Consider the following 23,821-nt stretch of genomic DNA (forward strand, 5'->3'; position numbering starts at 1 on the left):
CGGGCCTGACCGGCCGTGCCCGTCGTCCAAGGCCATGCACAACACGGCAGCACGGCTCCGCCGACGGCGCTGGGGCCGCGCATCGAGGAGGAACGTCCATGCACGCCCGGAAGATCGGCGCGGCCGCCGCGACAGCGGTGGCGCTTCTGGCCGCCCGCGACCTCATGCAGAAGAAGCACGCGCTGCTCCGGAACTTCCCGGTACTCGGCCACGCCCGGTACCTGTTGGAGACGATCGGGCCCGAGCTGCGTCAGTACATCGTGACCTCCAACGAGGAGGAGCGCCCCTTCAGCCGTGACCAGCGCACGTGGATCTACGCGTCAGCGAAGGAGGAGAACAACTACTTCGGGTTCGGCACCGAGGTCGACGTCGCGCACGTACAGGGGCACGCCTACCTGAAGCAGCGCACGTTCGCCGGCGCGCTGCCCGACGCCCACGACCCGCAGGCCCCGCTGCCCTCGGCCAAGGTGCTGGGCGGGCCGCGCGGACGGGCTAAGGCGTTCCGACCGGCGAGCGTCGTGAACATCTCCGCGATGAGCTTCGGGTCGCTCTCCGGCGCGGCCATCACCGCGCTGAACAAGGGCGCGGCGCTCGCGGGCGCGATGCACAACACGGGCGAGGGCGGCCTGTCGCCGTACCACCGCAACGGCGGCGACCTCATGCTCCAGATCGGCACGTCGTACTTCGGCTGCCGCAACGAGGACGGCACCTTCAACCTCGACAAGCTCAAGGACGTCGTCGCGAGCGCCCCGGTCAAGGCGATCGAGATCAAGCTCTCGCAGGGCGCCAAGCCGGGCCTGGGCGGCATGCTGCCGGGCTCGAAGGTGACCGAGGAGATCGCCGCGATCCGCGGCATCCCGGTCGGCAAGGACTGCGCCTCCCCGTCGCGGCACACCGCGTTCGGCGACGTCGACTCGATGCTCGACTTCGTCGAGCTGCTGGCCGCCGAGACCGGCCTGCCGGTCGGGATCAAGAGCGCCGTCGGCGAGATGGCGTTCTGGCAGGAGCTGGCCACGCTGATGGCCCGCGGAGACCGCGGCGTCGACTTCGTGACCGTCGACGGCGGCGAGGGCGGCACCGGCGCGGCGCCGCGGATCTTCGCCGACTCGGTGGCGCTCCCGTTCCGGATGGGCTTCTCACGCGTGTACGGGACCTTCGCCGAGCACGGGCTCACCGACGAGCTGACGTTCATCGGCTCCGGCAAGCTCGGCCTGCCCGAGAACGCCGCGGTCGCCTTCGCCCTGGGCGCCGACATGATCAACGTGGCCCGCGAGGCCATGCTGTCGATCGGCTGCATCCAGGCGCAGAAGTGCCACACCGACAAGTGCCCCACCGGCATCGCCACCCAGAACCAGTGGCTGGCCCGCGGCCTGGACCCGGCCTCGAAGTCCACCCGCGCCGCCGTCTACCTGCGCACGCTGCGCCGGGAGCTGCTCAAGGTCTCGGGCGCCCTCGGCGTCGCGCACCCAGCCCTCATCACGGCCGACGACATCGAGATCATGAACGGCGACTACGAGGCCCGTTCGCTGGCCGGGGTCTACGGCTACAAGGAGGGCTGGGGCGAGCTCGGCCCGCACCTCGCCAAGGAGATCACCGAGCTGCTCACCGCCAAGCCTGCCCTCTGACGCTCCGGCGGCGACACGCCACGAGCCCCGCAACCGGGTCGGCCCCGGCTGCGGGGCTCGTGGCGTTCGCCACCCGGGGACCCCTCCTATCCGGCGCCCCACCTCCAGCTCTTCTCCTGGGCGGCGCCGAGGTCTGGGGCTGCTACGCCCTCCGGTCCTTCGAGGACAACGGGCGGAACGTCGACGCCAAGGCCCTGAACACCGACGGCCCGCGTGGCGACGCGGTGCACACCCGGGGCCGATGCCACGGCCACCAGCGAGAGTTGAGCTGGAACGAGTCCCCGGGCCGCTACCCTCGACCGATGCGGGCGAGGAGCGAGGCGGCGCCGTCCTCCGCGGCGATCCCACGGGAGAGCTCGGCCGCGCGGCGGCCGTGGGCCGGCTCCGTCAGGCAGGCCGTGACGGCGTCGCCGAGGGCCTCGGCGGTGAGGTCCTGGAACGGCACGGGCCGTGGGGCGGCTCCCAGTTCTCGGCCTCCGCTCGCGACGCCGCCCGGGCGCGGTCCCGGATCAGCCCGTGCGGGTCTCCCGGCACGGGCCGGAAGCCGAGACCGCACCCGCCGACGAGCGCGGCGAAGGAGGGGTGGGCGGCCACGGCCACCTGATGGCCGGCCTCCAGCAGGCGGCGCCCCAGGCCCGTGTACGGCGCGACGTCCCGCCGGGAACCGGCAGTGACGATCAGAATGCGCATGGGTTGATCCTCCTCGCCGGAAGGGTCGCCGACACGCTCAGAACGCGTCGTCGGGCATCTCGACCGTCGTACGGTCCAGGCTCTTCAGCAGCCGGAACTGCGCCTCGGTCCTGGGCAGTTCGTAGCGGAAGAAGAACCGGCAGGCGTGGCGCTTCCCTTCGTAGAAGGGTCCGCTGCCGCCCTCGGCGGCGAGGAGCTGCTCCAGCCACAGCCAGGCGACGACGGTGTGGCCCACGGCTTCCAGGTAGATGCTCGCGTTGGCCAGGGCCGTCTCCGGGTCGCCCGTCCCCCACAGCCGCTCCGTCACCGAGACGACGCGCTGGACGGCCTCGTCGAGACGTGCCGCGTACTCGGCAGCGTCGCCACCAACACCCTTGGCGCGGGCGATCGTTGCGGAAACCGTCTCGACGAGCAGGCGCAGCCCGGCTCCCCCCTCCATGACGACCTTGCGGCCGAGCAGGTCCAGGCCGTGGATGCCGTGGGTGCCCTCGTGGATGGGGTTGAGCCGGTTGTCACGGTAGAACTGCTCGACGTCGTACTCGCGGGTGTAGCCGTAGCCGCCGTGCACCTGGATGGCGAGGCTGTTGGCCTCCAGGCACCACTGGGAGGGCCAGCTCTTGGCGATGGGCGTGAGGACGTCCAGCAGGAGCTTGGCGCGGGCCCGGTCCTCGGGGGACGCGCCGGTGCGCTCCTCGTCGAGGAGGCGGCCGCAGTACAGGACGAGCGCCAACGCGCCTTCCGCGTAGGACTTCTGGGCGAGCAGCATGCGGCGCACGTCGGCGTGGGCGATGATCGGCACCTGGGGCGCGTCCGGGTCCCTGCCGGTGAGCGGACGGCCCTGGGGGCGGGTGCGGGCGTAGTCCAGGGCGTGCAGGTAGCCGGTGTAGCCGAGCGCGGTGGCGCCGAGCCCGACACCGATCCGGGCCTCGTTCATCATGTGGAACATGTAGGCCAGCCCGCGGTGCGGCTCGCCGACGAGGTGCCCGACGGCACCGGGCTCGCCGCCCGGCCGGTGGACGCCCTCGCCGAAGTTGAGCAGGGTGTTGGTGGTCCCCCGGAAGCCCATCTTGTGGTTGAGCCCGGCGAGCACGACGTCGTTGCGCTCGCCGAGCGAGCCGTCGGCGTCGACGAGCACCTTGGGCACGACGAACAGCGACAGGCCCTTCACGCCGGGCGGCCCACCGGGGATCCTGGCCAGCACCAGGTGGACGATGTTCTCGCCGAGCTCGTGGTCACCGCCCGAGATCCACATCTTGTTCCCGAACAGCCGGTACGTGCCGTCGCCCTGCGGCTCGGCCCGGGTGCGGATGTCGGCGAGCGAGGAACCGGCCTGCGGCTCCGACAGGCACATGGTGCCGAAGAACCGTCCCTCCAGCATGGGCCGGACGTAGGTGTCGACCTGTTCGCGGCTGCCGTGCGCCAACAGCAGGTTGGCGTTGCCCGCCGTGAGGAACGGGTAGCCGGACGTCCCCGGGTTGGCGGCCTGGAACCACGCGAAGCACGCGCTGGCCACGACGGAGGGCAGCTGCGCGCCGCCGACCTCGTAGTCCATGGCGCTGCCGAGCAGGCCCGTGCCGGCGAAGACCGCCAGCGCCGCCTTGACCTCCGGGATCAGGTGGACCCGCTCGCCGTCGAAGCGCGGCTCCTCGGCGTCGTTCTTCTTGTTGTGCGGCGCGAAGTGCCGGGTGGCGACCTGCTCGCCGAGGTCCAGGGCCGCGTCGAAGGTCTCGCGCGAGTGGTCGGCGTAGCGCGGCCGCCCGGTGAGCGACGGGACGTCCAGCCATTCGTACAGCAGGAAGTCGAGGTCGCGGCGGGAGAGGAGCAGAGAGGTCATGACATCGTGCCTTTCAACTCGACGAGCTCCGCCCGAGGCTACCCGAGCCCGAACCCGGTGTCGGGGCCCGTGTCCGGTCCGAAGGGGGCAGGCTGGGGGAAGGGCTCGATCACACCCCGCACCACCAGAGTCAGGAGTTCGGCATGAGTGAAGCGCTCGACTTCAACGCGAGGACCATCGCGGAGTTCCGAGCGAACGGCGGCAAGGTCGGCGGCCCCTTCGAGGGGGCTCCGCTCGTCCTGGTCCACCACCGCGGACGCACGAGCGGCAAGGAGTACGTCGCCCCGATGATGTGCCTGCCGCACGACGACGACCCGGACGTCGTCTACGTGTTCGCCAGCAAGGGCGGAGCACCCACCGATCCGGACTGGTACCGCAACCTGACCGCCGCCGGCGAGGGCACCGTCGAACGCGGGACGGAGACGTACCGGGTGTCCGTGCGCGAGCTGACCGGTGACGAACGCGACCGCGTGTACGCCGAGCAGGCGCAGCGCTACCCGGGCTTCGCCGAGTACGCCCGCCAGACCGCCGGCATCCGCGTCATCCCGGTGCTCGAACTGACCCGCGCCTGATCCAGGGCGCCGCGGGCCTCCGCCGGGGCCGCGCGGTCGCACCGCCCCGGCACGCGCACTCCCACCGGATCGGCTCCGGTGTTGCGGTGGGAAGGCGCGTGCCGGAGCGGTCCGTCAGGCGGTGGGCTCCTCGGTCGGCGGGGTGCTGCGCAGGCACAGGCTGCGGTTCTTGAACTCGCTGCGCCCGGTGACGTCCGTGCCGAACCAGTCCGGGGGTTCGAAGGCGGCCGCCTCGGCGGTGCTGCCGAACTCCACCTCGACGGTGCGGAGGCCGGCGAGGGCGCCCTCGTAGGTGTCGAGGTACGCGGTGCGGCCGTCCTCCAGCGGGACCTCGGTGCGGACCTTGGTCAGCCGGGCGCCCTCGGTGGCGGGCCACAGGGCCGCGCACTGCTCCTCGCTCAGGGCGGTCTCGTACTCGGCGCGCTCCAGGCCGCCGCCGTGCTTGACCGTCAGCGTGGAGCCCTCGGGCGTCCGGCGGATCCGTACCTCGGAGTCGCCGCCGCGGGTGAGGTAGCCCTGGCTGATGGCCGTCGAGACGGCCCCGCCCGTCCCGGGGACGCGGTCGACCAGGAACTTGCGCTCGATCTCGCTCGGCATCCGGTTTCCCTTCCTCGTCGTGTACAGGGGCTCCCGGGCGCGTCGCGTCACCGGGCCGGGCACCCGGCACACAGGCAACTTAACCGACACCCGGGCGCGACCCGGGAGTGAATGTCCCGCACCCCCGGCCTTCCCTCGACCGGGCGGTCCGTCAGGCCCTGGGCGTAGCAGAACCGGTCGACGGCCATCGGGGGCGGACGGGAGATGTTCCCAGCGAGGACCGGCGGGCGGACGTCGCGGGTGCCGTAGGACTGCACCCAGCCGTGCCGGGTGGCGAGGTAGCCGGTGAGCTGCTCGGCGAAGCACTGGACCATGTCGTTGCACTCGGGTTCGCCGTGGACGAGGACGTCGAGGCCCGCAGGGGAAGGATCGGCAGGCACGGGCCCCCGCCGTACCGTCAGCGCACCGCGACCGGGCGCACCGGGTGCTTGCTCAGGATCGACACCCGGTTGAAGGCGTTGATGGCGATGGCCACCCAGATCACCGCGGAGATCTGCTCGTCCGTCAGCGCCTCGCGCGCGGCGGCATAGGCCTCCTCCTGGAGCGCCGCGTCCGCCGGGACGGTGGTCGCCTCCGCGAGGGCGAGCGCGGCGCGCTCCCGCGGGGTGAACAGCTGGGTGTCGCGCCAGGCCGGGAGGGTGCCCAGGCGCTGCGTGGTCTCGCCTGCCTGCAGGGCCGCGGCGGTGTGCACGTTGAGGCAGTAGGCGCAGCCGTTGATCTGGGACACGCGCAGGTTGACCAGTTCCACCAGCCGCCGGTCCAGCCCGGCACCCGCGGCGGCCTCGCCCGCCGCGTCGGCCGTGGCACGCATGGCGCGGAAGGCCGCGGGGCTCTCCTTGTCGACGAACACCCGGCGGCGGGCGGGGGCGGCGGTCACGGTCGTTGTCACATCGGTCACGGGAACTCCCTGGACGTTTCACTGTCGGGCGGTACTGCGCCATGGCATGATAGTCGAAGATAGTTGAAAGTAGAACTTCTTAGGAAGCGAGCACACCGTGACCACCACCGGCACCAATCCTGCCGAGCCGCACGCCGGAACCCGGGAGACCCGCCCCCGGGTGGAGATCCTTCCCGCGCGGGACGTGCCGCTGGGCGGGCCGCGGGCGATGACGGTGCGCCGGACGCTGCCCCAGCGCGCCCGCACGCTCATCGGCGCCTGGTGCTTCGTCGACCACTATGGCCCCGACGACGTCTCCGACACCGGCGGGATGGACGTCGCCCCGCACCCCCACACCGGACTCCAGACGGTCAGCTGGCTCTTCAGCGGCGAGATCGAGCACCGGGACAGCCTCGGCGTCCACGCCTACGTCCGCCCCGGCGAGCTCAACCTGATGACCGGCGGGCACGGCATCAGCCACTCCGAGGTCTCGACCCCCGCGACCACCGTCCTGCACGGCGTCCAGCTGTGGGTGGCACTCCCGGAGCAACACCGCCACACCGCACGGGACTTCCACCACCACGCACCGCGGCCCGTCGCCCTGGACGGCGGCGAGGTCCGGGTGTTCCTCGGCACCCTCGCCGGCGACACCTCCCCCGTCCCCACCTTCACCCCGCTACTCGGCGCCGAGCTCACGATCCACCCGCACGCGGCCCTCACCCTCACCGTCGACCCCGCCTTCGAGCACGCCCTGCTCGTCGACCGCGGCGACGTCACGCTCGCGGACACCCCGGTGCGCCCGGCCGAACTCGGCTACCTGGCGCCCGGAACCACAACCGTCACCCTCGCCAACACCGGCGACGAGCCGGCCCGGACGGTCCTGATCGGCGGCACGCCGTTCGAGGAGGAGATCGTCATGTGGTGGAACTTCATCGGGCGGTCCCACGAGGACATCGCCCGAGCCCGCGAGGAGTGGATGAGCTCCGCGAACCCCGACCGCTTCGGGGCCGTCCAGGGCTACCCGGGCGACCGCCTCCCCGCCCCGGAGCTCCCGGGAGTCCCCCTCAAGCCCCGGGGAAACGTGCGCTGAACTGGGCGTTTGCCAATCGGTGGTGCGGCGGCCGGGTCCGCCGCACCACCGAGCCGGAGTCCCCCTGCGCTCACCCCGAAGCAGGCCTGCCAGCACTCGCTTCCGCGCTCGACGCGTGACACCGTTCGATCATCCGCGACAGGGCCTGACAGGACCAATGCTGACTCAGAAGTCATCTCATTTGGACGGTTGAGTAGACTCCGGGCGTGCTGATCGTTGAGCGTCTGGTGCCGGACGAGTTGTGGGAGCTGTTCCAGTTGGTAGTGCCGGAAGCTCCGGTGCGCCCGCAGGGCGGTGGTCGGCGGCGCCACGGGGACCGCGAGGTGTTGGCGGCGATCGTGTTCGTCGCGACCTCGGGGTGCACCTGGGCCCAGTTGCCGCCCTGCTTCGGCCCGTCCGGGCCGACGGCCCACCGGCGCTTCACCGAGTGGAGCAAGGCCAGGGTCTGGGCCAAGCTCCACCGAGTCGTCCTGGACGAACTCGGCGCGCGGGGCGAGCTGGACTGGTCACGCTGCGCGGTCGACTCGGTGAACATGAGGGCCCTGGAAAGGGGGAACTGACAGGTCCGATTCCTGTCGATCGGGGCAAGTACGGGTCGAAGATCCACCCGCTCGCCGAACGCACCGGTTCACCACCCCTGTCGCTCGCGATCTCCGGGGCCAACGTCCACGACAGCCAGGCCCCGATCCCGCTCACCGAAGCCATCCCGCCCATCCGCTCCCGGTGCGGCCCCAGGCGACGCGGGCCCGACAAACTGCACGGCGACAAAGCGTACGACCACCGATTCATCCGCTCCTACCTGCGACGGCGTCAGATCCCGGCCCGCATCGCCCGCCGAGGCCTCGACTCCTCCCAGCGGCTCGGCCGGCACCGATGGGTGATCGAGCGCACCGTCGCATGGCTTGGCGGCTTCCGCCGGCTCCACCGCCGCCACGAGCGCAAGGCCGACCACTTCGCCGCCTTGCCAGCATCGCCGCAGCCCTCATTTGCATCCGAAGGATCCCCAAATGAGATGTCTTCTAATACTGCAACGGTGCTTACCGTGACAGTTGTCGGATTCGCTCGTTGGGCTGCTCATGGCTGGGGACATATCCGAGGTCGATGCTCGTCGCTGGTCGGACGGGCTGGCTGGGTTGCATGAGCGGTTTGGGCACCGGTTCGCGCGGAGCGAGTCGCGGGAGTCGGCGTTGGCTTACATGCCGGGCCTGCTGGCGCCGTTGGAGCGCAAGCGGGCCGCTGAGGTGGCGGTCTGTCCGAGACTCCGAGGACCCCCTTGAGCCAGGGGTCGCCGCGGCGGGTCCTGCCAGTGCTGCGCTTGCCGGCGGACTCGTGGCTGCCCGGACAGACCCCGGCCCAGGAGGCCCAGGTCAGCGGCCGAGGGGAACCTGGTGATGTCCGCGCCGATCTCCGCCAGAACCACCTCGGCCGCACGGGTGCCGGCGCAACGCCTCCCGGCAGGTCACAACGTCCGCGACGACCAGGTCGAACCACTCCCCCACGGAACGGATCTCGATGGTGCCGCCGTCGGGCACGGCGGCCGGAGCGTAGCGGCCCGCCGGCTGGCGCTGGTACACGAAAAGTCCGGCCAGCCTGTCCGGCCGGAGCCGGTGGCGGTGGCCCACCGCTCCGACGGCGTGTTCAGCCACGCCGCGACCGCGTCCTTGAGCGTGCTGTATCGCTCGGCGCCGTCGTGCCACGGGGCGCCGACGGTGAGGTAGACCCGCTCGGTGCCCGGCGCCGTCGCCGGGACGGCATCCAGGATCTCGCCCGGAGTGCGGGAACCGAGGTCGGCCCGGACCACCTGGTCGCGCACGACCAGAACACCGGCCGCCGCGTCGAGGAATGTGGAGCGGGCCTGCTGGACGAAGTTCGGGCGCTTGGAGGCCATGGGTACCCACCGCCTCGAACGGGGCGCCCGCCTGGCCCTCGGGAACGGTGGGCAGCTCACACGGCCCGGCCTCGGCCACCGGACGCGGCGCGGCAGCGACCGGAGCGACCGAAGTCGAGAAGTCCACGGACGAAGCAACCGAGCCGAAACTCCGCGTGAGCCGACGTCTCGGGGGCGGTGTGGGCCCCGGCCGGAACCGGCTGTTCGACCACGACGGCGGGGCGGGTCAGCGCCGGAGCGACCGCGGCAGCGGGCTCGGTGACCGGCGCGGCCTCCGGTGCCGGTGGCTTCTCCGCCGCCTTCTTGGCTTCCTTCTTCTGCCGCTCTTCGTGGCTCTTGTGGCAGGGGTAGCAGCGTCTGCCGGGGCGGCGGGTCCACGAGCGGCCGATCTCGCAGACGTGGCCGGACTCCTCTTTGAGCACGCCGCCGCAGTCGGTGCAGGCCAGGCTCGGGAGGAAGGCGCGGCGCCGGCGGTCTTCCTCGGCCCGGCGACCAGGAGAAGGCCCACCCCGAGGGCGAAGGCCCACCCCGAGGGCGAAGGCGCGGCTCCGCGCTGCTGAGCACCGCCCTCGCCCGGTTGGCTGTCTTGTCAGTCGATCAGGACGCCGGGGTTGAGGATGTGGTGAGGGTCGAGGGCGTGCTTGGCGGCGCGCAGGGCCAGGGCGAAGGGCTCGGGGCGTTGGCGGTCGTAGGCGGGACGGTGGTCGCGGCCGACGGCGTGGTGGTGGGTGATGGTGGCGTGGTGGCGGTGCAGCACGTCGTTGGCGGCGGCTTTGATGTCGTCCCAGATCGCGACCTCGTCGCCGGGGCGCCCGGCCACGGCGACGGTGAAGTAGGGGGCGGCGCCGTCGGGGTAGACGTGGGTGAGACGGCAGTTGACGGTGGCGGGGTGGCCGGTGGCCTTCAGGACGGCGGCGGCGACTTCGGTACGGACGGCGTCGATCAGTGCGGGGATCATGGCCCAGGTGGCGGCGGTCTCGAAGGTCTCGACGACGGCGCCCATCCGGGCCAGTCCGTCGCGCAGGTAGGGCATCCGCAGGAACGCCGAGCGCCAGGCGCTGACGGCCGGGTCGGCGGGGGCGTCGCGGTCCGCCGCAGGCGATTCGGCGTGGCCGCCGTACGCGCGGGCGAGGTCCAGGGCTGTGGCGAGGCGGTCACCGACCGGGGCGGTGGCCGACTCGAAGCCGAGCACCAGGACGCTGGAGCCGTCGGGCGAGGCGCCGGCCAGCAGCGCCTCGCCGGGGTCGAGTAGGCGGCAGTTGGCCGGGGCGAGGTCGGACTGGGCGATGGCGCGCACAGCGTCCAGTGCGCGCCGGAAGTCGGCGAAGGCCACCGACACGGAGGCGCGGTGGCCGGGGCGCTCCTGCAGGCGCAGCCAGGCCTCGGTGATGACGCCGAGTGCGCCCTCGGAGCCGAGGAGGAGCCGGTCGGGCGAGGGCCCGGCGCCGGAGGCGGGCAGCCGCCAGGACGTGCCCGCCCCGGCGGGGGTGATCACGCGCAGGGACTGGACGAAGTCGTCGATGTGGGTGCGGCCGGTGGCGTAGTGGCCGCCGGCGCGGGTGGCGAGCCAACCACCGAGGGTGGAGAACTCGAAGCTCTGCGGGAAGTGGCGCAGCGTCAGACCGTGGGGCCGCAACTGGGCCTCCAGCACCGGGCCGAGGGCCCCGGCCTGGATCAGGGCCGAGCGGCCGGTGGTGTCGATCTCCAGCACTCGGTTCATCGAGGTCAGGTCGAGCGAGAGCACGGCGCGGTGGGCGTCGCCGCGGTACTCCACGCCGCCGACCACCGAGGAGCCGCCGCCGAAGGGGATGACGGCCACGTCGTGCTCGCCGGCCCAGTCCAGCAGGTCGGCCACGTCCTGGTCCCCGGTCGGGTGGGCGACGAGGTCGGGGATCCGGCCGGGCCGGCCTCGCAGGGCGCGGATCACGTCGCGGTAGGCCTTGCCCATGGCGTGAGCAGCCCGGGCCTGCGGGTCGGTGGTGACCAGGTGCGCCAGGGCGGGCGGGGGAGTGGCGGCGGGGCGGCCGATCGGCAGGTCGGCGACGCGGGGCACCGGCAGCGGGCGGGCCAGGGTGCCCGGCAACAGGGCGCCCAGCGCGGCGCATTCGGCATCGTCGGGGTGGGCGTCGACGTAGCCCCAGCCCCACCAGGAGCGGATACGGGGGACGGACGTGGTGGCAGGCACGGGTGCTCCCGGGTGGGATCGAATGAACTTACCCAGCGGTAAATTACCCTAGGGTAAGATCCGGTTCCATGACAATGCTCTCCTCCCGGGCCGGCACCAAGGGCGTGCCGAGGGCCGACCGCGAACGGCAGGTCCTGGCTGCGGCCACCGAGGAGTTCGGCCGTCGCGGCTTCGAGGCCACCACCATGGCCGCCATCGCCACCCGCGTCGGCGTCACCAAACCGCTGCTGCACCAGTACTTCGGCAGCAAGCAGGACCTCTACCTCGCCTGTCTCGACCCGGTCGGCGACCGGCTGCTGGACGCCATCCGCAACGCCATGGCCGGACACGGCACGGGCGCACCGCCCACGCCCCTGCGCGTGCTGCACGCCCTCTTCGACGCCCTCGACGGCCGGCGCGAGGCCTGGTTCGTCCTCTACGACCCCTCGCTGCCGCCCGGCAGCGACGCCGCCCACCGCGCCGCGCACTACCGCGACGCCATCGACGACCTCGCTGCCACCGGCGCCGCCGAACTCCTCCGTACAGCCGGATCCGGCGACCCCCTCGACGCCGACGCCCTCAAGTACGCATGGCGCGGTCTGTGCACCGCCCTCATCCGCTGGTGGATCAACCACCCCGACCAGACACCCGAAGCCATGACCCGGCGCTGTGCTCGGCTCGCCGCGGCCAGCCACGCCATCCTCGCCGCCGACAACGGCCACACGTGATCTGGACCGGCACCTCCTGGTCGTGAGCCAACTACGCGGAGCCCCGGTCAGCTCTCGGCGGTCTCGTCCCCCTCCTCGCCGGCCCCGACCGGGTCGCACAGGGGCCGAAGCACCCCGTCGGCCGGGGTGGAGCCGCGGAAGCCGTAGCGGCCCAAGACATTCAGGTTGGCGCGCTGGAGCGGGGAGAGCCGGGCCACTTCCTCGTCCAGGACGTCGTGCTCGCGCTGCTCGGCGGGCAGGGCCCACAGGGTGGCCACGGCGGCGTCCGGGTAACAGGTGGTCCACAGCACCGTGGCCTTCAGCAGCAGGCCGAGCACGCCGAGCTGGTCCTCCTGCCCCGTCCGGCCGGTGGACACCGGTCAGTCGGTCTTGTTGGCGTCATGGTGGGCGCGTGCCTCCTGTGCCGTGGCATGGGTGAAGGGGTCGAGGACTGTGACGGCGAAGCGCCGCAGACGCAGGTAGCGTTCGCCGGTTTCGGCGAGGTTCCAGTGATGGCGGGTGCGTGCGACCACGGGCTGGCCCGCGCGGGTGATGCCTTCCCATGCGAAGTCGACCGAGAGGTCGAGGGTGTTGTCCGCTGCGGGGGTGATGGTGAGGTCGGCGAGGTGGTGGGTGCTGATGGCGACCAGGCCGGCGTTTTCCGTGTACCAGGCGGCGACCTGGTCGAAGGTGTGCAGGACGCGACCGTCGGAGAGGGTCATGGTGAGGTCGGTGTGCAGGAGTTCGCGCAGAGGCTCGGCGTCGGGGGCGGGCAGCTCCAGGAGCGAGAGCCAGTAGTGCACGAAGGCGAGCACCCGGTTCTCGGTGTACGCCTCGGTGAACGGCACCTCCTGGTGGCTGAGGACCCGCTGGCCCAGGGCCCTGATCCGGGGCAGGCGCTCGGTGGGGTCCTGAAGGAGTTCGAGGTCGTAGCGCAGGAGTGCGGCGCCGTTCATGGCCGGGCCGACCGTCTCGAAGTCGTGGGTGACCACCGCCTTCGCGGTCCGTGTGCCGGTGTGCTCGATGGCGAGGCTGCGCAGGTGGTGGGCGTTCCTCTGATTGGGGTCGGCGCCGCTGACGCTGTCCAGGTAGGCCTGGCGGCCCTGGACACTGGGCATGCCGCTCTCGGGCGGGCGGTGCATGGTGAAGTCTTCGGTGACGAGTTCGCCCTGGTGTTCGAGGTCCATGTGCGGGGCCTCGTAGCCGCTGTACCAGCGGTGCATCACGGTGCGGACCCGATGCTCGTAGGCGCCGGCGAGCAGAGCGGCGCGCAGGCGGTCGAGGTCGGCGGCAGTGTTCTCTGACAAGGTCGGTTCTCGTTTCCGGGGCGGGGCGGACGGGGCGGCTGGTGGTCAGCGGATCCAGGAGCCGGTGAGGGCGAGGACGGCGGAGCCGTCGAGGTCGGCGATCTTGGTGGCGCTGAACTGACGGGCCGCGTCGGAGGTCTGCACGCGGAAGACCGGCCGGTCCACGGTGAGGGCCTCGATGATCGCGGCGGCGGCCTGCTCGGGAGTCTGCGCGTTGTCGAAGGCCTTGCGGGTGCGCTCGATGTAGGCGTGCAGGGCGGGGGCGTACGGTCCGGCCTGCTCCAGCAGGGTGCCGCGCCCGCCCACGTTGCCGACGAACTCGCTCGCCACCGCGCCCGGCTCGACCACGCTGACGGCCACGCCGACCGTCGCCGCGACCGGGGCGAGCGACTCCATGAAGCCCTCGACCGCGAACTTGGCGGCGCAGTACGCCTCGTTGAACGGCTGGCCGACCACGCCGCCGACACTCGACACGGTCACCACGCGGCCCTTGCTCGCCCGCAGCAGGGGCAGGGCGGCCTTGGTGACGTGCAGGACGCCGAAGAAGTTGACCTCCATGACGGCGCGCACGTCCTCGACGCTCTCCTGCTCCAGCGTGCCGACGTGGCCGGCGCCGGCGTTGTTGACCAGCGCGTCCAGCCGGTCGAGGCCGGCCAGGCACGCCGAGACGGAGGCCGGGTCGGTCACATCCAGCGTGCGGACCTCCACGCTCACCCCGGCCTCCTGCGCCGCCGCGAGCAGCACGCCCGCCTTGGCGGTGTCGCGCATGGTGGCGACGACGTGCCAGCCGCTCCGCGCGGCGGCGACGGCGGTGGCCAGGCCGATGCCGGAGGAGGTGCCGGTGATCAGGACCGTCTTGGTGTTCATCGTTCAGCCATCCTTTACTTATGAATCATAACTACCATTGCTCATAACTATGGGATGCGATATTTCACTTTGTCAAGCATGCCGGTAGACTGGATCCCATGCCCAAGTCACCGGATGAGCTGGCCAGGGAGGTCATCGGACTCTTCGCGGCCATCAATCGCCGCTACGCACAGGAGTCCGAGTCCGCCGCCAACGCCCACGAGCTCACCCCGCTCCAGGTCAAGGCCCTGCTCGCCGCCGAGGATCCGGTCCCGATGCGTCGCATCGCCGACCACCTGCGCGCGGAACCCTCCAACGTCACCGCCATCATCGACCGCCTGGAGTCCCGCGGCCTGGTCGAGCGCCACCCCGACCCGGGCGACCGCCGCGTCAAGCTCGTCGCCGCGACCGCGGCCGGCCGTACCGTCGCCGCCGACCTCCGCACCCGCATGCCTTTCGCCGGTGCCCCACTGGCCCGGCTCACCACTGAGCAGCGCGAGTCTCTGCGAGAACTGCTGCAACTGGTCCTTGAGACCTGACGGCGGCACCGGCCGACGGGCCGGTCCGGCCCTTGCCCGTTGCGTCCAGCCAGATCGACGCGCGCCATGCGGTGAGCGGGCAGTGCCGCGTCGGGCCCGATCTCTGGCTTTCGCTGCGCTCCCGGGCGGTGCCACCACTCTCCGTTCGTCGCATCCGACGCAATGCGTTTGCGCGTCTGATGGGACGAACGGAGCGTTTCCGCGACTCAGTCACCCGACGGGGTGCAACGTGAGGGCGATACGTCGCCGGTGCGGCAGCGCCAGCCGCAGCCATTGCCGAGCACGACGTGCCCGCTCAGTGCGCTTCAACGCGGTTTCCGGGGCACGCCCTGCGAGACCGGCGGCCAGGGCGGGGCGCAGGGCACGGACGATGGTGCGGGCCGCTGATCCCCGACACGGCTCGCCCACTCTCCCGACGGCGTATCGCACCCGGCCCCGGCCGGCGGTCATGCCGGCCTCACGGCCGGTGGCCGAGTGGGCCGCGGGCGCCCGGATCCGGTGCGTCAGTGTCGCCTGGTACGACGTCGGCTGACGGCCAGTGCGCCCGCGCCGAGCGCGAGCAGAGCCGCGCCGCCCGCGGCAGTGGCGACCACCTGACCGTCGTTGCTGCCGGTTTGGGCCAGGCCCGGCGCGGGCTTGTCCGTGGTCGGCTTGGCCGAAGGCGAGCGCGACAGCTGCTTCACCCCCACCCACGTCCACACCGTGCTCTCCGCCGGCAACTCGGCCGGAAGCAGCGTTTACCTGCTCAACTACTCACCCGGCAACCCCTGGCAGGAATGGTGCGTCATGCAGAACACCACCACCGGCGCACTGACCATCACCTTGCGAGCTCCCGCCCGGGTGGTCACCCGGACGGGACCGGTGGCCGCATCGAAGGTGAAGCGGACCGGGGTGACGTGCGGCGCGCCGTCTGGGCGGAGGGTGGTGAAGGTGGCCGTGTGCGGGCGAATCAGGAACGACCGTGCAGCAGCCGGGAGTTCGACGCCTGCCCGGCTCACTTCTTCTTCACGCCCTCGTGCCAGATCAGCTTGGCGATGTTCGGCTTCACGGCTGTGGTGATGACGCCCATGGGCGTACGGACGTACCGCATGTCCGCCAACTCGCACAGCATGCTCGCGGCGAGGTCGGCACGGGAGGTGAAGACGCCGTCGGCGCTGGTCTCAGCGGTGTGGAAGTCCGTGACGACGGGATGCTCGAAGAGGCCCGAGGGGCGGACGAGGGTCCAGTCGAGGTCCGTCCTGCGGATCACGGCCTCCATGCGACGCATGTCCTCGTGGAGGGTGCGGCCGAGGCGCCGGTTCACCAACGGGTCGAGCACGTGGTTGAAGAAGTGCGCGCCGGTGGGGCGCCGGTTCGGGTCGGCGATGCTGGAGCTGACGGCGAGCAGCCGCGCGATGCTGTGGCGGGCCATGGCCCCGACGAGTCCCTGACCCTGGCCGAGAAGGAGCGGCTGGCCTTCGACGTGCTCAGCGACATCGACTCCGAGGTCGCGGCGCGCTTCGGCATCGCCTTCGACCTCTCCGACGAACTGGGCACCGTCTACGACCAGTTGGGCTTCGACCTGCAGCGCGTGAACGCCGGCCACTCCCGCACGCTGCCGCTGCCCGCGACCTTTGTCGTCGACCGCACCGGCACCATCCGCTGGGCCTTCGTCCAGACCGACTACACACTGCGTGCCGAGCCCGCTGACATCCTGGCCGCCCTGGACGCGCTCGACTGAGGGGTGGGGCCGCGGAGGGGGCGTGTATTTGGTCGTGCTCAAGCGGTGGTTCTGGTGAGGCCCCCTCCAGCGGGATCGTGGGATGCCGCTCAGCCCGTGATCCGCGTCCCGCTCGTGTGCGGCGCGCGCTCGAGCCGGAGCGGCCGTCGGGGCGGCAACGCCGACAGGAGACCGCCAGTGGCTGCCGGTGCGCCCGGACAGGTCCTGGGTGGCGCGAGTTGGGCGGCGAACTGGACCACCGTGTTGAGGGGGTGCAGCTGGGGCCGGGGGCGAAGTTGCTCCAGGAGGCGACGACCTGCTGGTCGGCGTGTTCGTCCATATGGCGTTCCCTTGGTGATTCCCCTGCGTGATTCCCTCCTCATCCTCGACAATGGCCATGCCAATTAGCGCTGCTGGACGGAGCTTGACGATGCGCCAGACATGGGTCATCCGGCGTGCCGCCGCGCTCGCGGCCGCCCTGGTGCTGGGTGGCGGGCTCCCCGCTCCGGCCGCGTTCGCCGGAGCTCTGCCCACCGGAAATCCGATGGCCGCCGAGCTCGGGGCGTACTGGACCGCCGCCCGGATGGCTGCTGCGCTGCCCGGCGACACCGCGCGGGAGGCGCAGCTCTCGGCGGACGGGCCGCAGCCCGGGGAGTACATTCCGCCGAGCCGGAGCTTCGACGGGATCCCGCAGGCCGGGGCGTTCTTCTGGACCGACGCCAACGGCACCGGCCGCACGTGCAGCGGCTCGGTGGTGCGCAGCCCGGGCCACGATCTGGTGCTCGGGGCCGGGCACTGCCTCAAGGGGTACGCCGGCGCCTCCCCCACGCGGCGGCTGGGGTTCGTGCCGCAGTACCACGACGGGCTGAAGCCGTTCGGCATCTTCCCGGTCGTGGACGACGGCGTGTACGTCGCACGGGAGTACTACGACCTGGGGGTGCACGCGGGTGCCACCTACGACTTCGGCTTCGCGGTCACTGCGCCGAACCAGGACGGCGAGCGCCTGGAGGAGGTCACGGATGGGGTCCAACTGCTCACCGACACCGGGTACTTCCACGCGCCGGTGCGGATGATCGGGTATCCGGCCGGCGCGGAGAAGCCGCTGGGGTGCTGGAGCTGGACCACCGAGTGGGCCAGTGACGACCCGGCGGACCCGGGGACCTTTCCGCGCATCGCGTGCGACGGCTTCACGGGCGGGACCAGTGGCGGGCCCATGCTGGTGCCGTGGCCGGGCGGCTGGGCGGTGATCGGGGTCATCGGCGGCTACCACACCGGTGGCAATACTCCCCAGGTGTCCTACAGCGCCTACTTCGACACCGCCACCCTCGCCCTGTACCGCGCGGCGGTCACCGGCGCACCGCCCGCGGGCCCCGCCGCCTGACGTTTCGGCGGGCCGGTTGTCTCCGGGAGCCAGTGCGGCGGCGCAACGTTGGCGGTCGCGGCCATCGCCCGACCGTCCGGGTCGGATCACACTTGTCGCACTCCGGACGGCGACGAAGGGGAACGAGCCATGACTGCAAGGCGGTTGAGAGCCCGCGCGGCGGGCGCCGCGATGGTGTCGCTGGAGCTGGCCTGCCCGGCAGCGGCACACGCCGCTGGTGGCCAGGGGCCGGACGGCCTGCGGGACGTCGTCCTGGTCGGCAACAGCCAGTCCGGCACCGTGTCGTTCCTGGACGCCACCACCTTCGCCGACCTCGGCACCTTCGACGCCATCCCCGACCTGCACCAGCGCCTCGCCGACATGGACCCGATCCAGGCCATCGGCTACGCGATCGTCAAGCAGGTCGAGGGCGGCGACCGGTTCATCGACGACGTCGCGCTCTCACCCGACGGCCGCACGCTGTACGTCTCGCGCGGCAACCTGGACGACACCGTGGCCTTCGACGTGGCGAGCCACCGGCAGCTGTGGCGCACCCGGCTGGACGGCTTCCACGCCGATCACGCCGCGCTGTCGCCGGACGGCACCCGCTGGGTGGTCTCGGCGACCACGGCCGGCGAGGCCGAGGTGCTCGACACCGCGACCGGTACGGTCGTCGGCACCTTCCCGACCGGCAGCTACCCGCACCAGAACGACTTCACCCCGGACGGCAAGTACATCTACAACTCCAGTATCGGCGTGGTCTCCATGCCGCAGGCCCTCGAATTCCTCAAGGGCTCCTTCCAGTTGACCAAGGTGGACGCCGCCACCCTGAAGGTGGTCAAGACCTGGGCCTTCCCGCACGGCATCCGGCCCAACGTGCTGGCCGCCGACGGCACCACGTTCTACGCCCAGGAGTCGTACCTCAACGGCTTCGTCCGCTACGACCTGGACAGCTCGCGGACGGCGGCGACCGTCACGATGCCGTACAGCCCGGCCGGGCGGGCGCTCACTCCCGACAACTACCCGAAGAACTCCGCCCACCACGGCCTCGCACTCTCCGGCGACCAGAGCCGGCTCTGCGACGTCGGCACGATCGACGACTACACCGCGATCGTCGCGACCTCCGACCTCGGGACGACCGGCCGGGTCGACTACCCGGCGGGCAGCCTGCCGTACTGGGCCACCAGTGGCGGGCCGGGCAACCGGTACTGCTTCGTCTCGCTCAGCCAGGCCGGCCAGGTCTCGGTGGTCGACTACGCGAGCGCCACCGAGGTCGCCCGGGTGCCCGTCGGCCTGTTCCCGCAGCGCGAACGGGTGGCGAAGGCGGCCGGATCCGTGCTGAACTCCCTTTCACCACAGGGATAGCACGCGGCAGGGACGCGCTCGGAGGAAGGCGGCGGGAAAACGGCGATGACGGAGACCGGGAGCCGGGCGCTGCTCCGCCGCCTGCTGGAGCGGACGCGGGCCGATCCTGCCGTCCTGCAGCGGATGGTGGACGCGGCGCGGGCCGGCTCGCCGCCGGTCGCGGCGCTGCCGGAGCAGGAGGTCCGGCGCCACATCGCGACGCTGACGGCGGCGGTCGCGGCCGCGTTCGGCGATGCCGGCGACGCCGATGGCGTGCCCGGCGGACTCACCGAGGAGCAGTCCCGGCGGGCGGCCCGGCTCGCGGCGGACCGCGCGGCCCAGGGCGTCCCGCTGGACGCGCTCCTGGACGGCTTCCGCGCCGCCCGTACCGAGGCCTTCCGGAGCATCGCCGCAAGCCTGACCGACCCTGCCCCGCCACTCCCGGAGTTCCTCGACCTGCTACTCGAACTCGACGCCTATACCGGCGAGTTACAGCACCGGGTGATCTCCGCCTACCACGAGAGCCAGGCGAACCTCGCCGCCGGCACCCGGGCCGCCCGGGTGCTGGCGCTGCGCGAGCTGCTGCTGGGCGGTGCGGTGGACCGGCTGCCTGCCGCCGGGCTGGAGCCGGACGGGCGGTACCACTGCACGGTGGCGGACATCGGCGATCCGCGCCGGGCCGAGCTGCTCCCCCCGCCGGCGGACGGTGTCGCGGGACTGGTCGAGGGCCACCTGTGCCTGGTGACGGCCCGGCCGCCCGTCCCACCCGCCACGCCATTCGAACTCGCGGTCACCGCACCGGCGGTGCCGGCCGCCCGGCTTCCCGGTGTCTACCGGCTGTGCCGCGCCGCGCTCGCCGCCGCCCGGGCCCGAGGACTGGGCGGCGTCCGGCGCCTGACCGACCTGGCCGTAGCGGTCGCCACCGACGGCGCACCCGAGCTCGGCACCCTACTGGCCGCCGACCTGCTGAGCGGCCTCGCCCCGGCCGATCCGGCGCACCGGGTGCTCGCCGCCACGGCCCTGACCTACCTCGATCACGGCCGCCGGATCGCCGCCACCGCCCAAGCCCTGCACGTCCACCCGAACACGGTCAAGCACCGCCTGCGCCGTCTGTCCGGCCGCACCGCCTTCGGTACCCCGAGCACCGCCGACGACCAGCTCACCGACGCGGTCCGCTGGCGCTGGGCCCTGGAGAGCTGGCTGCGCGGCTGCGCGTAGCCCGTCAGGGAGCCCCACGGGAAGCGTGAGCACGTGCACGAGTCCGCCGCCGGGGTTGTCCTCGACGGTGATCCGGCCCACACCGCCATCGATGCCGTGCGGGTTCGCGAGCATCCACGGCCTCGCCGCCGCAGCCACGTTCGGCCCCCGATCGGCTATCCGGACCTGCAGGCCACCCGGGTCAGCGGCGGGCGACCCGGCGCCATGGCCACCTGCACGAGCACGCGGGCTCCGGGCGGGGTGCGCACCCACGCGGCCTTGACCAGCGCGGCCAGCACCTGCTCCAGCCGGCCCTGGCCGACGGGAACGGACGGCAGCCGGTCCTGGACGCGTGAAACGTCAGCCGCACGGGGAAGGACGGGAGCGATCTGCAGGCACCCCGGCCGGATGGCCGCAGGGCTTCAGCGCTCCACCGGAACGACACCCGGTGGCGTGCCCACGGGCCGGGTTACCGGTCTGCTCCTCGGCGGAGCCCGTCGAGGAGGAGGTCGAGGAGGCGGCCGGCCCGTTCGCGTTGGGCGGGAGCGCTGGTGATCAGCGCGATGCCGGCGAGGCTGAGGCCGACGTCGAGGGGGTCGATGTCCGGACGCAGGAGACCGGCGTCGGTACCGGCGTGCAGCAGGGTGGCGACCGCGGTGGTGAGCTTGTCGAGGGATTCGGCGAAGGGGTCCGCGCCGGAGGCGACCGCGGCCCGCAGGGCTTCTGCCATGCCGTGCTTGGCGGCCAGGTAGCCGATGAAGTCGTCCATCCACAGGCGCATCGCCCGGTCCGGCGGGTTGTCGGCCAGCAGCTTCGCGGCGCTTTCGCAGACGCGGGCGAGCTCATTGCGGTAGGCGGCCTCGACCAGTGCCTCACGGGTGGGGAAGTGGCGGTAGAGCGTGGCCGAGCCGACGCCCGCGGCCTTGGCGATCGTGTCGATCGGGACGTCCGCGCCCTTCTCGGAGAAGGCGTGCACGGCCGCTACGAGGATGCGTTCCCGGTTGCGGCGGGCATCGGCGCGCAACACGCTCGGCTGGGTGGTCAAGGCTGTTCCCCTTCGTCGGGACCAGTCTATCTGGACATCCGGGGAGTTCCCCGGTTACGTTGACAAATAACCGGGGAACTCCCCGTTTGCGGCGTTGGCCCGCTCCGTTGCACTCCACACGCAAGGAAGCCCCTCATGACCTCCCCGAAGACGGTTCTGATCACCGGCACGTCGTCCGGCATCGGCCTGGCCGCCGCGATCGGCGCCGCACAGGCCGGCTGGACCACCATCGCGACCATGCGCGACACGGGCAAGGCCGACGCGCTGCTGAAGGCCGCCGCCGAGAAGGACGTCGCCGACCGCATCCAGGTCAAGTGCCTGGACGTGGTCGACCCCGAGAGCATCGCCACCTGCCTGGACGAGGTGATCAGCGAGCACGGCCACCTCGACGCGCTGGTCAACAACGCCGGCGCCGCTCAGGTCGGCACCGTCGAACTCATGAGCGTCGACGAGGTCCGCTCCGCCATGGAGGTCAACTTCTTCGGGGTGGTGGCCGCCACCCGCGCCGCCCTGCCCCACCTGCGCGCCGCCCAAGGCCGGGTGATCACCGTCACCAGCATCGGCGGCACGGTCGGCCAGCCATTCAACGAGGCCTACTGCGCGGCCAAGTTCGCCGTCGAGGGCTTCATGCAGTCCCTCGCCCCCGTCGCCGCCACCGTCGGCGTCGACGTCACCGTCATCGAACCCGGCGCGGTCGCCAGCGAGTTCGTCGCCAACATCGGCCTGGACATCCCCGCCCTTGTCGCCGCGGCCGGGCCCTACGCCCCGGCCCTCCAGGCGTACCTCGCCCGCACCCAGCAGTCCTACGGCAACGCCCAGACCCCGGCCGAGGCCGCCGCCCCGATCATCGACGCCCTGACCGCCGACAGCCCGACCTTCCGCGTCCAGACCTCGCAGTGGGCCCGCGACTTCGCCGCCACCTCGCTCGCCGACCTCGACGGCTCCGCCGTCCAGGCCCTCACCCGCGCCTGGGTCCGCCGAACGACGAGGAGGAGTTCGCCGATGTCCACCGCAGACCTGTCGCGTGTCGAAACGGACGCAAAGCAGTTGTTCGACCGCTATGCGACCACGTTCATCGAACTCGCCGCAGCCGGCGGGAGTGACCCGACGCCGCTGCTGGAGTACTTCGCGGTGCCCCTGACCGTGACCACCACCGGCGCACACACGGTCCTCACCTCGGCCGAGCAGCTGGCCACCGGGCTCGCCCACGAGCTGGCCGCCCTGCGCGACCTCGACTACGGCGGCAGCCGGGCACTGGACCCGACCGTCCGAGTCCTGAACGAACGGGCCGTCACCATCGAGGTGAGCTGGGCCCGCTACGACCGCTCGGGCACCGAAATCCAGCGCCCCCGCGTGTTCTACTTCCTCGCCCGCACGCCGGACGGCTGGCGAATCACCACCTCGGCCGTCCTGCCCGGCTGAGCCCGGCCGTGCGCACGGAAGCCCGCACCAACCCCCAAACGGGCCCGGACCGCGGAGCGACTCCACGATCCGGGCCCGTGGTCTTCTGGGCCCCGGTGCCTCGCCTCCGGGCGCCGCCGAACCGTTCCCGGTCGCGGCACACGGGATCGACCGGCCGCTGCTCCTGCTCGGCAGCGAGGGGTTCAGCCGGCGGGAGAAGACGGCCCGTTCCTGGTCGGCCGTCACCGCGCAGTCGGGCCGGTGGATCCGCAGCGCGCGCATCGCCGGCGCCAACCACGGGACCTTCACCGACTTCGCCGCGATGCTCCCACCGCTCCAGGCTGCCGGAGTGATGACGGCGTCGGCGCGGAACGCGCTGATCGGCACCCCTCGCCCCGACCGTATCGGTCCCCGAGATCCACCAAACGGTCTGCCGGTTCTTCGCCCGGCACCTGGCGGGCCACTGATCCGGGCCTCGGCCGGAATCCACGGGGGCACCCGACCGGATCACCCCCGCATCGGCGGGGCGTACCGAGAGGCCGCCCCGAACCGCGATCCGGACCCATCGGCTCACGAGCCGGCATCCGATCAGCCGATCTTCCCCTGCCCCGACGCAGAGCCGTCTCCACCATCGAGCGAGACGCGTGGACGTCGGCCTGACGGCCTGTTCGGTAGCGGCCCGGGGTCGTTCCGATGATGGTGGTGAACGCTGAGATGAAGCCGCTGGGATTGGCCCAGCCGCACGCGTGGGCGGTCTGGGTGGTGTCGTGGCCGTCGGCCAGCAGCACGAGTGCGTGATGGATGCGCAGCTGCGTGCGCCATTAGCCGCCGCCCTCGCAGCCGCCGTAACGGGCATGGCCTAACCGTAGGGTGCCGGCCGTACAAGCGCCGCACCGCCCGGACAGCCCGGGCGCTCGCTCAGGACGCGCCGTGGTCCGGGAAGCGGATGCTCTTATGGATGTCAAGCAGCGATGGTGAGCTGCTCGGTGGTGGTGCTCGGTGTGCTGGGCGTGGTCAGGACTCGGTAGATCTCTCGGGC

19 protein-coding genes and 11 pseudogenes are annotated in these 23,821 nt (G+C 72.1%); 13 read left to right on the top strand and 17 right to left on the bottom strand.

The genetic code is table 11. The features are described 5' to 3' along the window. Positions 1–98: 98 nt before the first annotated feature. Positions 99–1,625 (top strand): FMN-binding glutamate synthase family protein, encoded by a 1,527-nt coding sequence (locus AB0C76_RS26515; protein ID WP_359970287.1) that lies wholly within the window; start codon positions 99–101, stop codon positions 1,623–1,625. A 289-nt stretch (positions 1,626–1,914) separates the two neighbouring features. Here the strand turns inward: AB0C76_RS26515 and AB0C76_RS26520 are convergent, their stop codons facing one another. From AB0C76_RS26520 to AB0C76_RS26530, 3 genes and pseudogenes are all read right to left on the bottom strand, one after another. Then, entirely contained in the window at positions 1,915–2,070 is a 156-nt protein-coding gene (locus tag AB0C76_RS26520; protein ID WP_359970348.1) for a hypothetical protein, read from the bottom strand. A gap of 74 nt (positions 2,071–2,144) precedes the next feature. After that, a pseudogene (locus AB0C76_RS26525) lies at positions 2,145–2,315 on the bottom strand (glycosyltransferase); the annotation flags it as partial. Positions 2,316–2,352: 37 nt separating this feature from the next. Further along, positions 2,353–4,149 carry an acyl-CoA dehydrogenase gene (locus AB0C76_RS26530; RefSeq protein ID WP_359970290.1) on the bottom strand — a complete coding sequence of 599 codons (1,797 nt, stop codon included), beginning with the start codon at positions 4,147–4,149 and terminating at the stop codon, positions 2,353–2,355. 143 nt (positions 4,150–4,292) lie between these two features. Here AB0C76_RS26530 and AB0C76_RS26535 point away from each other — a divergent pair, with 143 nt between their 5' ends. Next, entirely contained in the window at positions 4,293–4,721 is a 429-nt protein-coding gene (locus tag AB0C76_RS26535) for a nitroreductase family deazaflavin-dependent oxidoreductase (RefSeq protein ID WP_359970293.1), read from the top strand. 114 nt (positions 4,722–4,835) lie between these two features. Here the strand turns inward: AB0C76_RS26535 and AB0C76_RS26540 are convergent, their stop codons facing one another. From AB0C76_RS26540 to AB0C76_RS26550, 3 genes and pseudogenes are all read right to left on the bottom strand, one after another. Then, positions 4,836–5,318 (bottom strand): CYTH domain-containing protein, encoded by a 483-nt coding sequence (locus tag AB0C76_RS26540; protein WP_359970296.1) that lies wholly within the window; start codon positions 5,316–5,318, stop codon positions 4,836–4,838. Between the two features lie 131 nt (positions 5,319–5,449). Continuing rightward, a pseudogene (locus AB0C76_RS26545) lies at positions 5,450–5,677 on the bottom strand (hypothetical protein); the annotation flags it as partial. Between the two features lie 38 nt (positions 5,678–5,715). Beyond that, positions 5,716–6,216, bottom strand: coding sequence for a carboxymuconolactone decarboxylase family protein (locus AB0C76_RS26550; protein ID WP_359970298.1), 501 nt, complete (start codon positions 6,214–6,216; stop codon positions 5,716–5,718). A 208-nt stretch (positions 6,217–6,424) separates the two neighbouring features. Between AB0C76_RS26550 and AB0C76_RS26555 the strand changes: the two genes are divergently transcribed. The 3 genes and pseudogenes from AB0C76_RS26555 to AB0C76_RS26565 all read left to right on the top strand — a co-directional run. Then, positions 6,425–7,285 carry a pirin family protein gene (locus tag AB0C76_RS26555; protein ID WP_359970345.1) on the top strand — a complete coding sequence of 287 codons (861 nt, stop codon included), beginning with the start codon at positions 6,425–6,427 and terminating at the stop codon, positions 7,283–7,285. Between the two features lie 212 nt (positions 7,286–7,497). After that, positions 7,498–8,296 (top strand): annotated as a pseudogene (locus tag AB0C76_RS26560) (IS5 family transposase). Positions 8,297–8,361: 65 nt separating this feature from the next. After that, a pseudogene (locus tag AB0C76_RS26565) lies at positions 8,362–8,514 on the top strand (IS701 family transposase); the annotation flags it as partial. Positions 8,515–8,593: 79 nt separating this feature from the next. Here the strand turns inward: AB0C76_RS26565 and AB0C76_RS26570 are convergent. The 3 genes and pseudogenes from AB0C76_RS26570 to AB0C76_RS26580 form a co-directional block, all read right to left on the bottom strand. Next, a pseudogene (locus AB0C76_RS26570) lies at positions 8,594–8,776 on the bottom strand (hypothetical protein); the annotation flags it as partial. Beyond that, positions 8,745–9,173, bottom strand: coding sequence for a hypothetical protein (locus tag AB0C76_RS26575; RefSeq protein ID WP_359970301.1), 429 nt, complete (start codon positions 9,171–9,173; stop codon positions 8,745–8,747). The pseudogene AB0C76_RS26570 and the gene AB0C76_RS26575, both read right to left, overlap by 32 nt. Before the next feature lie 589 nt (positions 9,174–9,762). Beyond that, positions 9,763–11,358 carry an FAD-binding oxidoreductase gene (locus AB0C76_RS26580; protein WP_359970303.1) on the bottom strand — a complete coding sequence of 532 codons (1,596 nt, stop codon included), beginning with the start codon at positions 11,356–11,358 and terminating at the stop codon, positions 9,763–9,765. A gap of 68 nt (positions 11,359–11,426) precedes the next feature. On the opposite strand from AB0C76_RS26580, the gene AB0C76_RS26585 reads away from it, so the two are divergent. Further along, on the top strand, positions 11,427–12,065 hold the full coding sequence (locus AB0C76_RS26585; RefSeq protein WP_359970306.1) for a TetR/AcrR family transcriptional regulator: 639 nt from the start codon (positions 11,427–11,429) through the stop codon (positions 12,063–12,065). Between the two features lie 47 nt (positions 12,066–12,112). Here AB0C76_RS26585 and AB0C76_RS26590 read toward each other — a convergent pair. The 3 genes and pseudogenes from AB0C76_RS26590 to AB0C76_RS26600 all read right to left on the bottom strand — a co-directional run. Continuing rightward, a pseudogene (locus tag AB0C76_RS26590) lies at positions 12,113–12,409 on the bottom strand (Tn3 family transposase); the annotation flags it as partial. A gap of 15 nt (positions 12,410–12,424) precedes the next feature. Further along, positions 12,425–13,351 carry a hypothetical protein gene (locus AB0C76_RS26595; protein ID WP_359970309.1) on the bottom strand — a complete coding sequence of 309 codons (927 nt, stop codon included), beginning with the start codon at positions 13,349–13,351 and terminating at the stop codon, positions 12,425–12,427. 45 nt (positions 13,352–13,396) lie between these two features. Then, positions 13,397–14,218 carry an SDR family NAD(P)-dependent oxidoreductase gene (locus AB0C76_RS26600; protein WP_359970312.1) on the bottom strand — a complete coding sequence of 274 codons (822 nt, stop codon included), beginning with the start codon at positions 14,216–14,218 and terminating at the stop codon, positions 13,397–13,399. Between the two features lie 98 nt (positions 14,219–14,316). On the opposite strand from AB0C76_RS26600, the gene AB0C76_RS26605 reads away from it, so the two are divergent. Then, positions 14,317–14,736, top strand: a complete 420-nt coding sequence (locus AB0C76_RS26605) for a MarR family transcriptional regulator (RefSeq protein ID WP_359970315.1) — start codon at positions 14,317–14,319, stop codon at positions 14,734–14,736. 503 nt (positions 14,737–15,239) lie between these two features. Here AB0C76_RS26605 and AB0C76_RS26610 read toward each other — a convergent pair. From AB0C76_RS26610 to AB0C76_RS26620, 3 genes and pseudogenes are all read right to left on the bottom strand, one after another. Continuing rightward, the gene (locus tag AB0C76_RS26610) at positions 15,240–15,437 is read right to left on the bottom strand and encodes an LPXTG cell wall anchor domain-containing protein (protein WP_359970318.1); all 198 of its coding nucleotides are present in this window, start codon (positions 15,435–15,437) and stop codon (positions 15,240–15,242) included. Between the two features lie 105 nt (positions 15,438–15,542). Next, a pseudogene (locus AB0C76_RS26615) lies at positions 15,543–15,734 on the bottom strand (pyridoxamine 5'-phosphate oxidase family protein); the annotation flags it as partial. Then, positions 15,731–16,147 (bottom strand): NAD(P)H-binding protein, encoded by a 417-nt coding sequence (locus AB0C76_RS26620; protein ID WP_359970321.1) that lies wholly within the window; start codon positions 16,145–16,147, stop codon positions 15,731–15,733. The gene AB0C76_RS26620 and the pseudogene AB0C76_RS26615, both read right to left, overlap by 4 nt. Here AB0C76_RS26620 and AB0C76_RS26625 point away from each other — a divergent pair. The 4 genes and pseudogenes from AB0C76_RS26625 to AB0C76_RS26640 form a co-directional block, all read left to right on the top strand. Beyond that, a pseudogene (locus AB0C76_RS26625) lies at positions 16,133–16,456 on the top strand (redoxin domain-containing protein); the annotation flags it as partial. The gene AB0C76_RS26620 and the pseudogene AB0C76_RS26625 sit on opposite strands and share 15 nt — an antisense overlap. 409 nt (positions 16,457–16,865) lie before the next feature. Then, positions 16,866–17,816, top strand: a complete 951-nt coding sequence (locus tag AB0C76_RS26630) for a hypothetical protein (protein ID WP_359970324.1) — start codon at positions 16,866–16,868, stop codon at positions 17,814–17,816. Positions 17,817–17,945: 129 nt separating this feature from the next. After that, on the top strand, positions 17,946–19,160 hold the full coding sequence (locus AB0C76_RS26635) for a hypothetical protein (RefSeq protein WP_359970327.1): 1,215 nt from the start codon (positions 17,946–17,948) through the stop codon (positions 19,158–19,160). Positions 19,161–19,205: 45 nt separating this feature from the next. Then, positions 19,206–20,357, top strand: coding sequence for a helix-turn-helix domain-containing protein (locus tag AB0C76_RS26640; protein ID WP_359970330.1), 1,152 nt, complete (start codon positions 19,206–19,208; stop codon positions 20,355–20,357). Between the two features lie 448 nt (positions 20,358–20,805). Here the strand turns inward: AB0C76_RS26640 and AB0C76_RS26645 are convergent, their stop codons facing one another. Beyond that, positions 20,806–21,381: a TetR/AcrR family transcriptional regulator gene (locus tag AB0C76_RS26645; protein ID WP_359970333.1), complete on the bottom strand. Its 576-nt coding sequence runs from the start codon at positions 21,379–21,381 to the stop codon at positions 20,806–20,808. Positions 21,382–21,516: 135 nt separating this feature from the next. Here AB0C76_RS26645 and AB0C76_RS26650 point away from each other — a divergent pair. Further along, positions 21,517–22,359: pseudogene (locus AB0C76_RS26650) on the top strand (SDR family NAD(P)-dependent oxidoreductase); the annotation flags it as partial. Between the two features lie 72 nt (positions 22,360–22,431). Continuing rightward, positions 22,432–22,803, top strand: a pseudogene (locus tag AB0C76_RS26655) (hypothetical protein); the annotation flags it as partial. Positions 22,804–23,450: 647 nt separating this feature from the next. Here the strand turns inward: AB0C76_RS26655 and AB0C76_RS26660 are convergent. Then, positions 23,451–23,603 (bottom strand): annotated as a pseudogene (locus AB0C76_RS26660) (helix-turn-helix domain-containing protein); the annotation flags it as partial. Between the last annotated feature and the right edge of the window lie 218 nt (positions 23,604–23,821).

The organism is Kitasatospora sp. NPDC048722, assembly GCF_040650235.1.
Classification (GTDB): Bacteria; Actinomycetota; Actinomycetes; order Streptomycetales; family Streptomycetaceae; genus Kitasatospora.

Coding starts and splice junctions, on each gene's coding strand:
- AB0C76_RS26515 (WP_359970287.1), top strand. CDS start 99: ATGCACGCCCGGAAGATCGGCGCGGCCGCCGCGACAGCGGTGGCGCTT.
- AB0C76_RS26530 (WP_359970290.1), bottom strand. CDS start 4,149: ATGACCTCTCTGCTCCTCTCCCGCCGCGACCTCGACTTCCTGCTGTAC.
- AB0C76_RS26535 (WP_359970293.1), top strand. CDS start 4,293: ATGAGTGAAGCGCTCGACTTCAACGCGAGGACCATCGCGGAGTTCCGA.
- AB0C76_RS26540 (WP_359970296.1), bottom strand. CDS start 5,318: ATGCCGAGCGAGATCGAGCGCAAGTTCCTGGTCGACCGCGTCCCCGGG.
- AB0C76_RS26555 (WP_359970345.1), top strand. CDS start 6,425: ATGACGGTGCGCCGGACGCTGCCCCAGCGCGCCCGCACGCTCATCGGC.
- AB0C76_RS26575 (WP_359970301.1), bottom strand. CDS start 9,173: ATGGCCTCCAAGCGCCCGAACTTCGTCCAGCAGGCCCGCTCCACATTC.
- AB0C76_RS26585 (WP_359970306.1), top strand. CDS start 11,427: ATGACAATGCTCTCCTCCCGGGCCGGCACCAAGGGCGTGCCGAGGGCC.
- AB0C76_RS26600 (WP_359970312.1), bottom strand. CDS start 14,218: ATGAACACCAAGACGGTCCTGATCACCGGCACCTCCTCCGGCATCGGC.
- AB0C76_RS26605 (WP_359970315.1), top strand. CDS start 14,317: ATGCCCAAGTCACCGGATGAGCTGGCCAGGGAGGTCATCGGACTCTTC.
- AB0C76_RS26620 (WP_359970321.1), bottom strand. CDS start 16,147: ATGGCCCGCCACAGCATCGCGCGGCTGCTCGCCGTCAGCTCCAGCATC.
- AB0C76_RS26630 (WP_359970324.1), top strand. CDS start 16,866: ATGCGCCAGACATGGGTCATCCGGCGTGCCGCCGCGCTCGCGGCCGCC.
- AB0C76_RS26635 (WP_359970327.1), top strand. CDS start 17,946: ATGACTGCAAGGCGGTTGAGAGCCCGCGCGGCGGGCGCCGCGATGGTG.
- AB0C76_RS26640 (WP_359970330.1), top strand. CDS start 19,206: ATGACGGAGACCGGGAGCCGGGCGCTGCTCCGCCGCCTGCTGGAGCGG.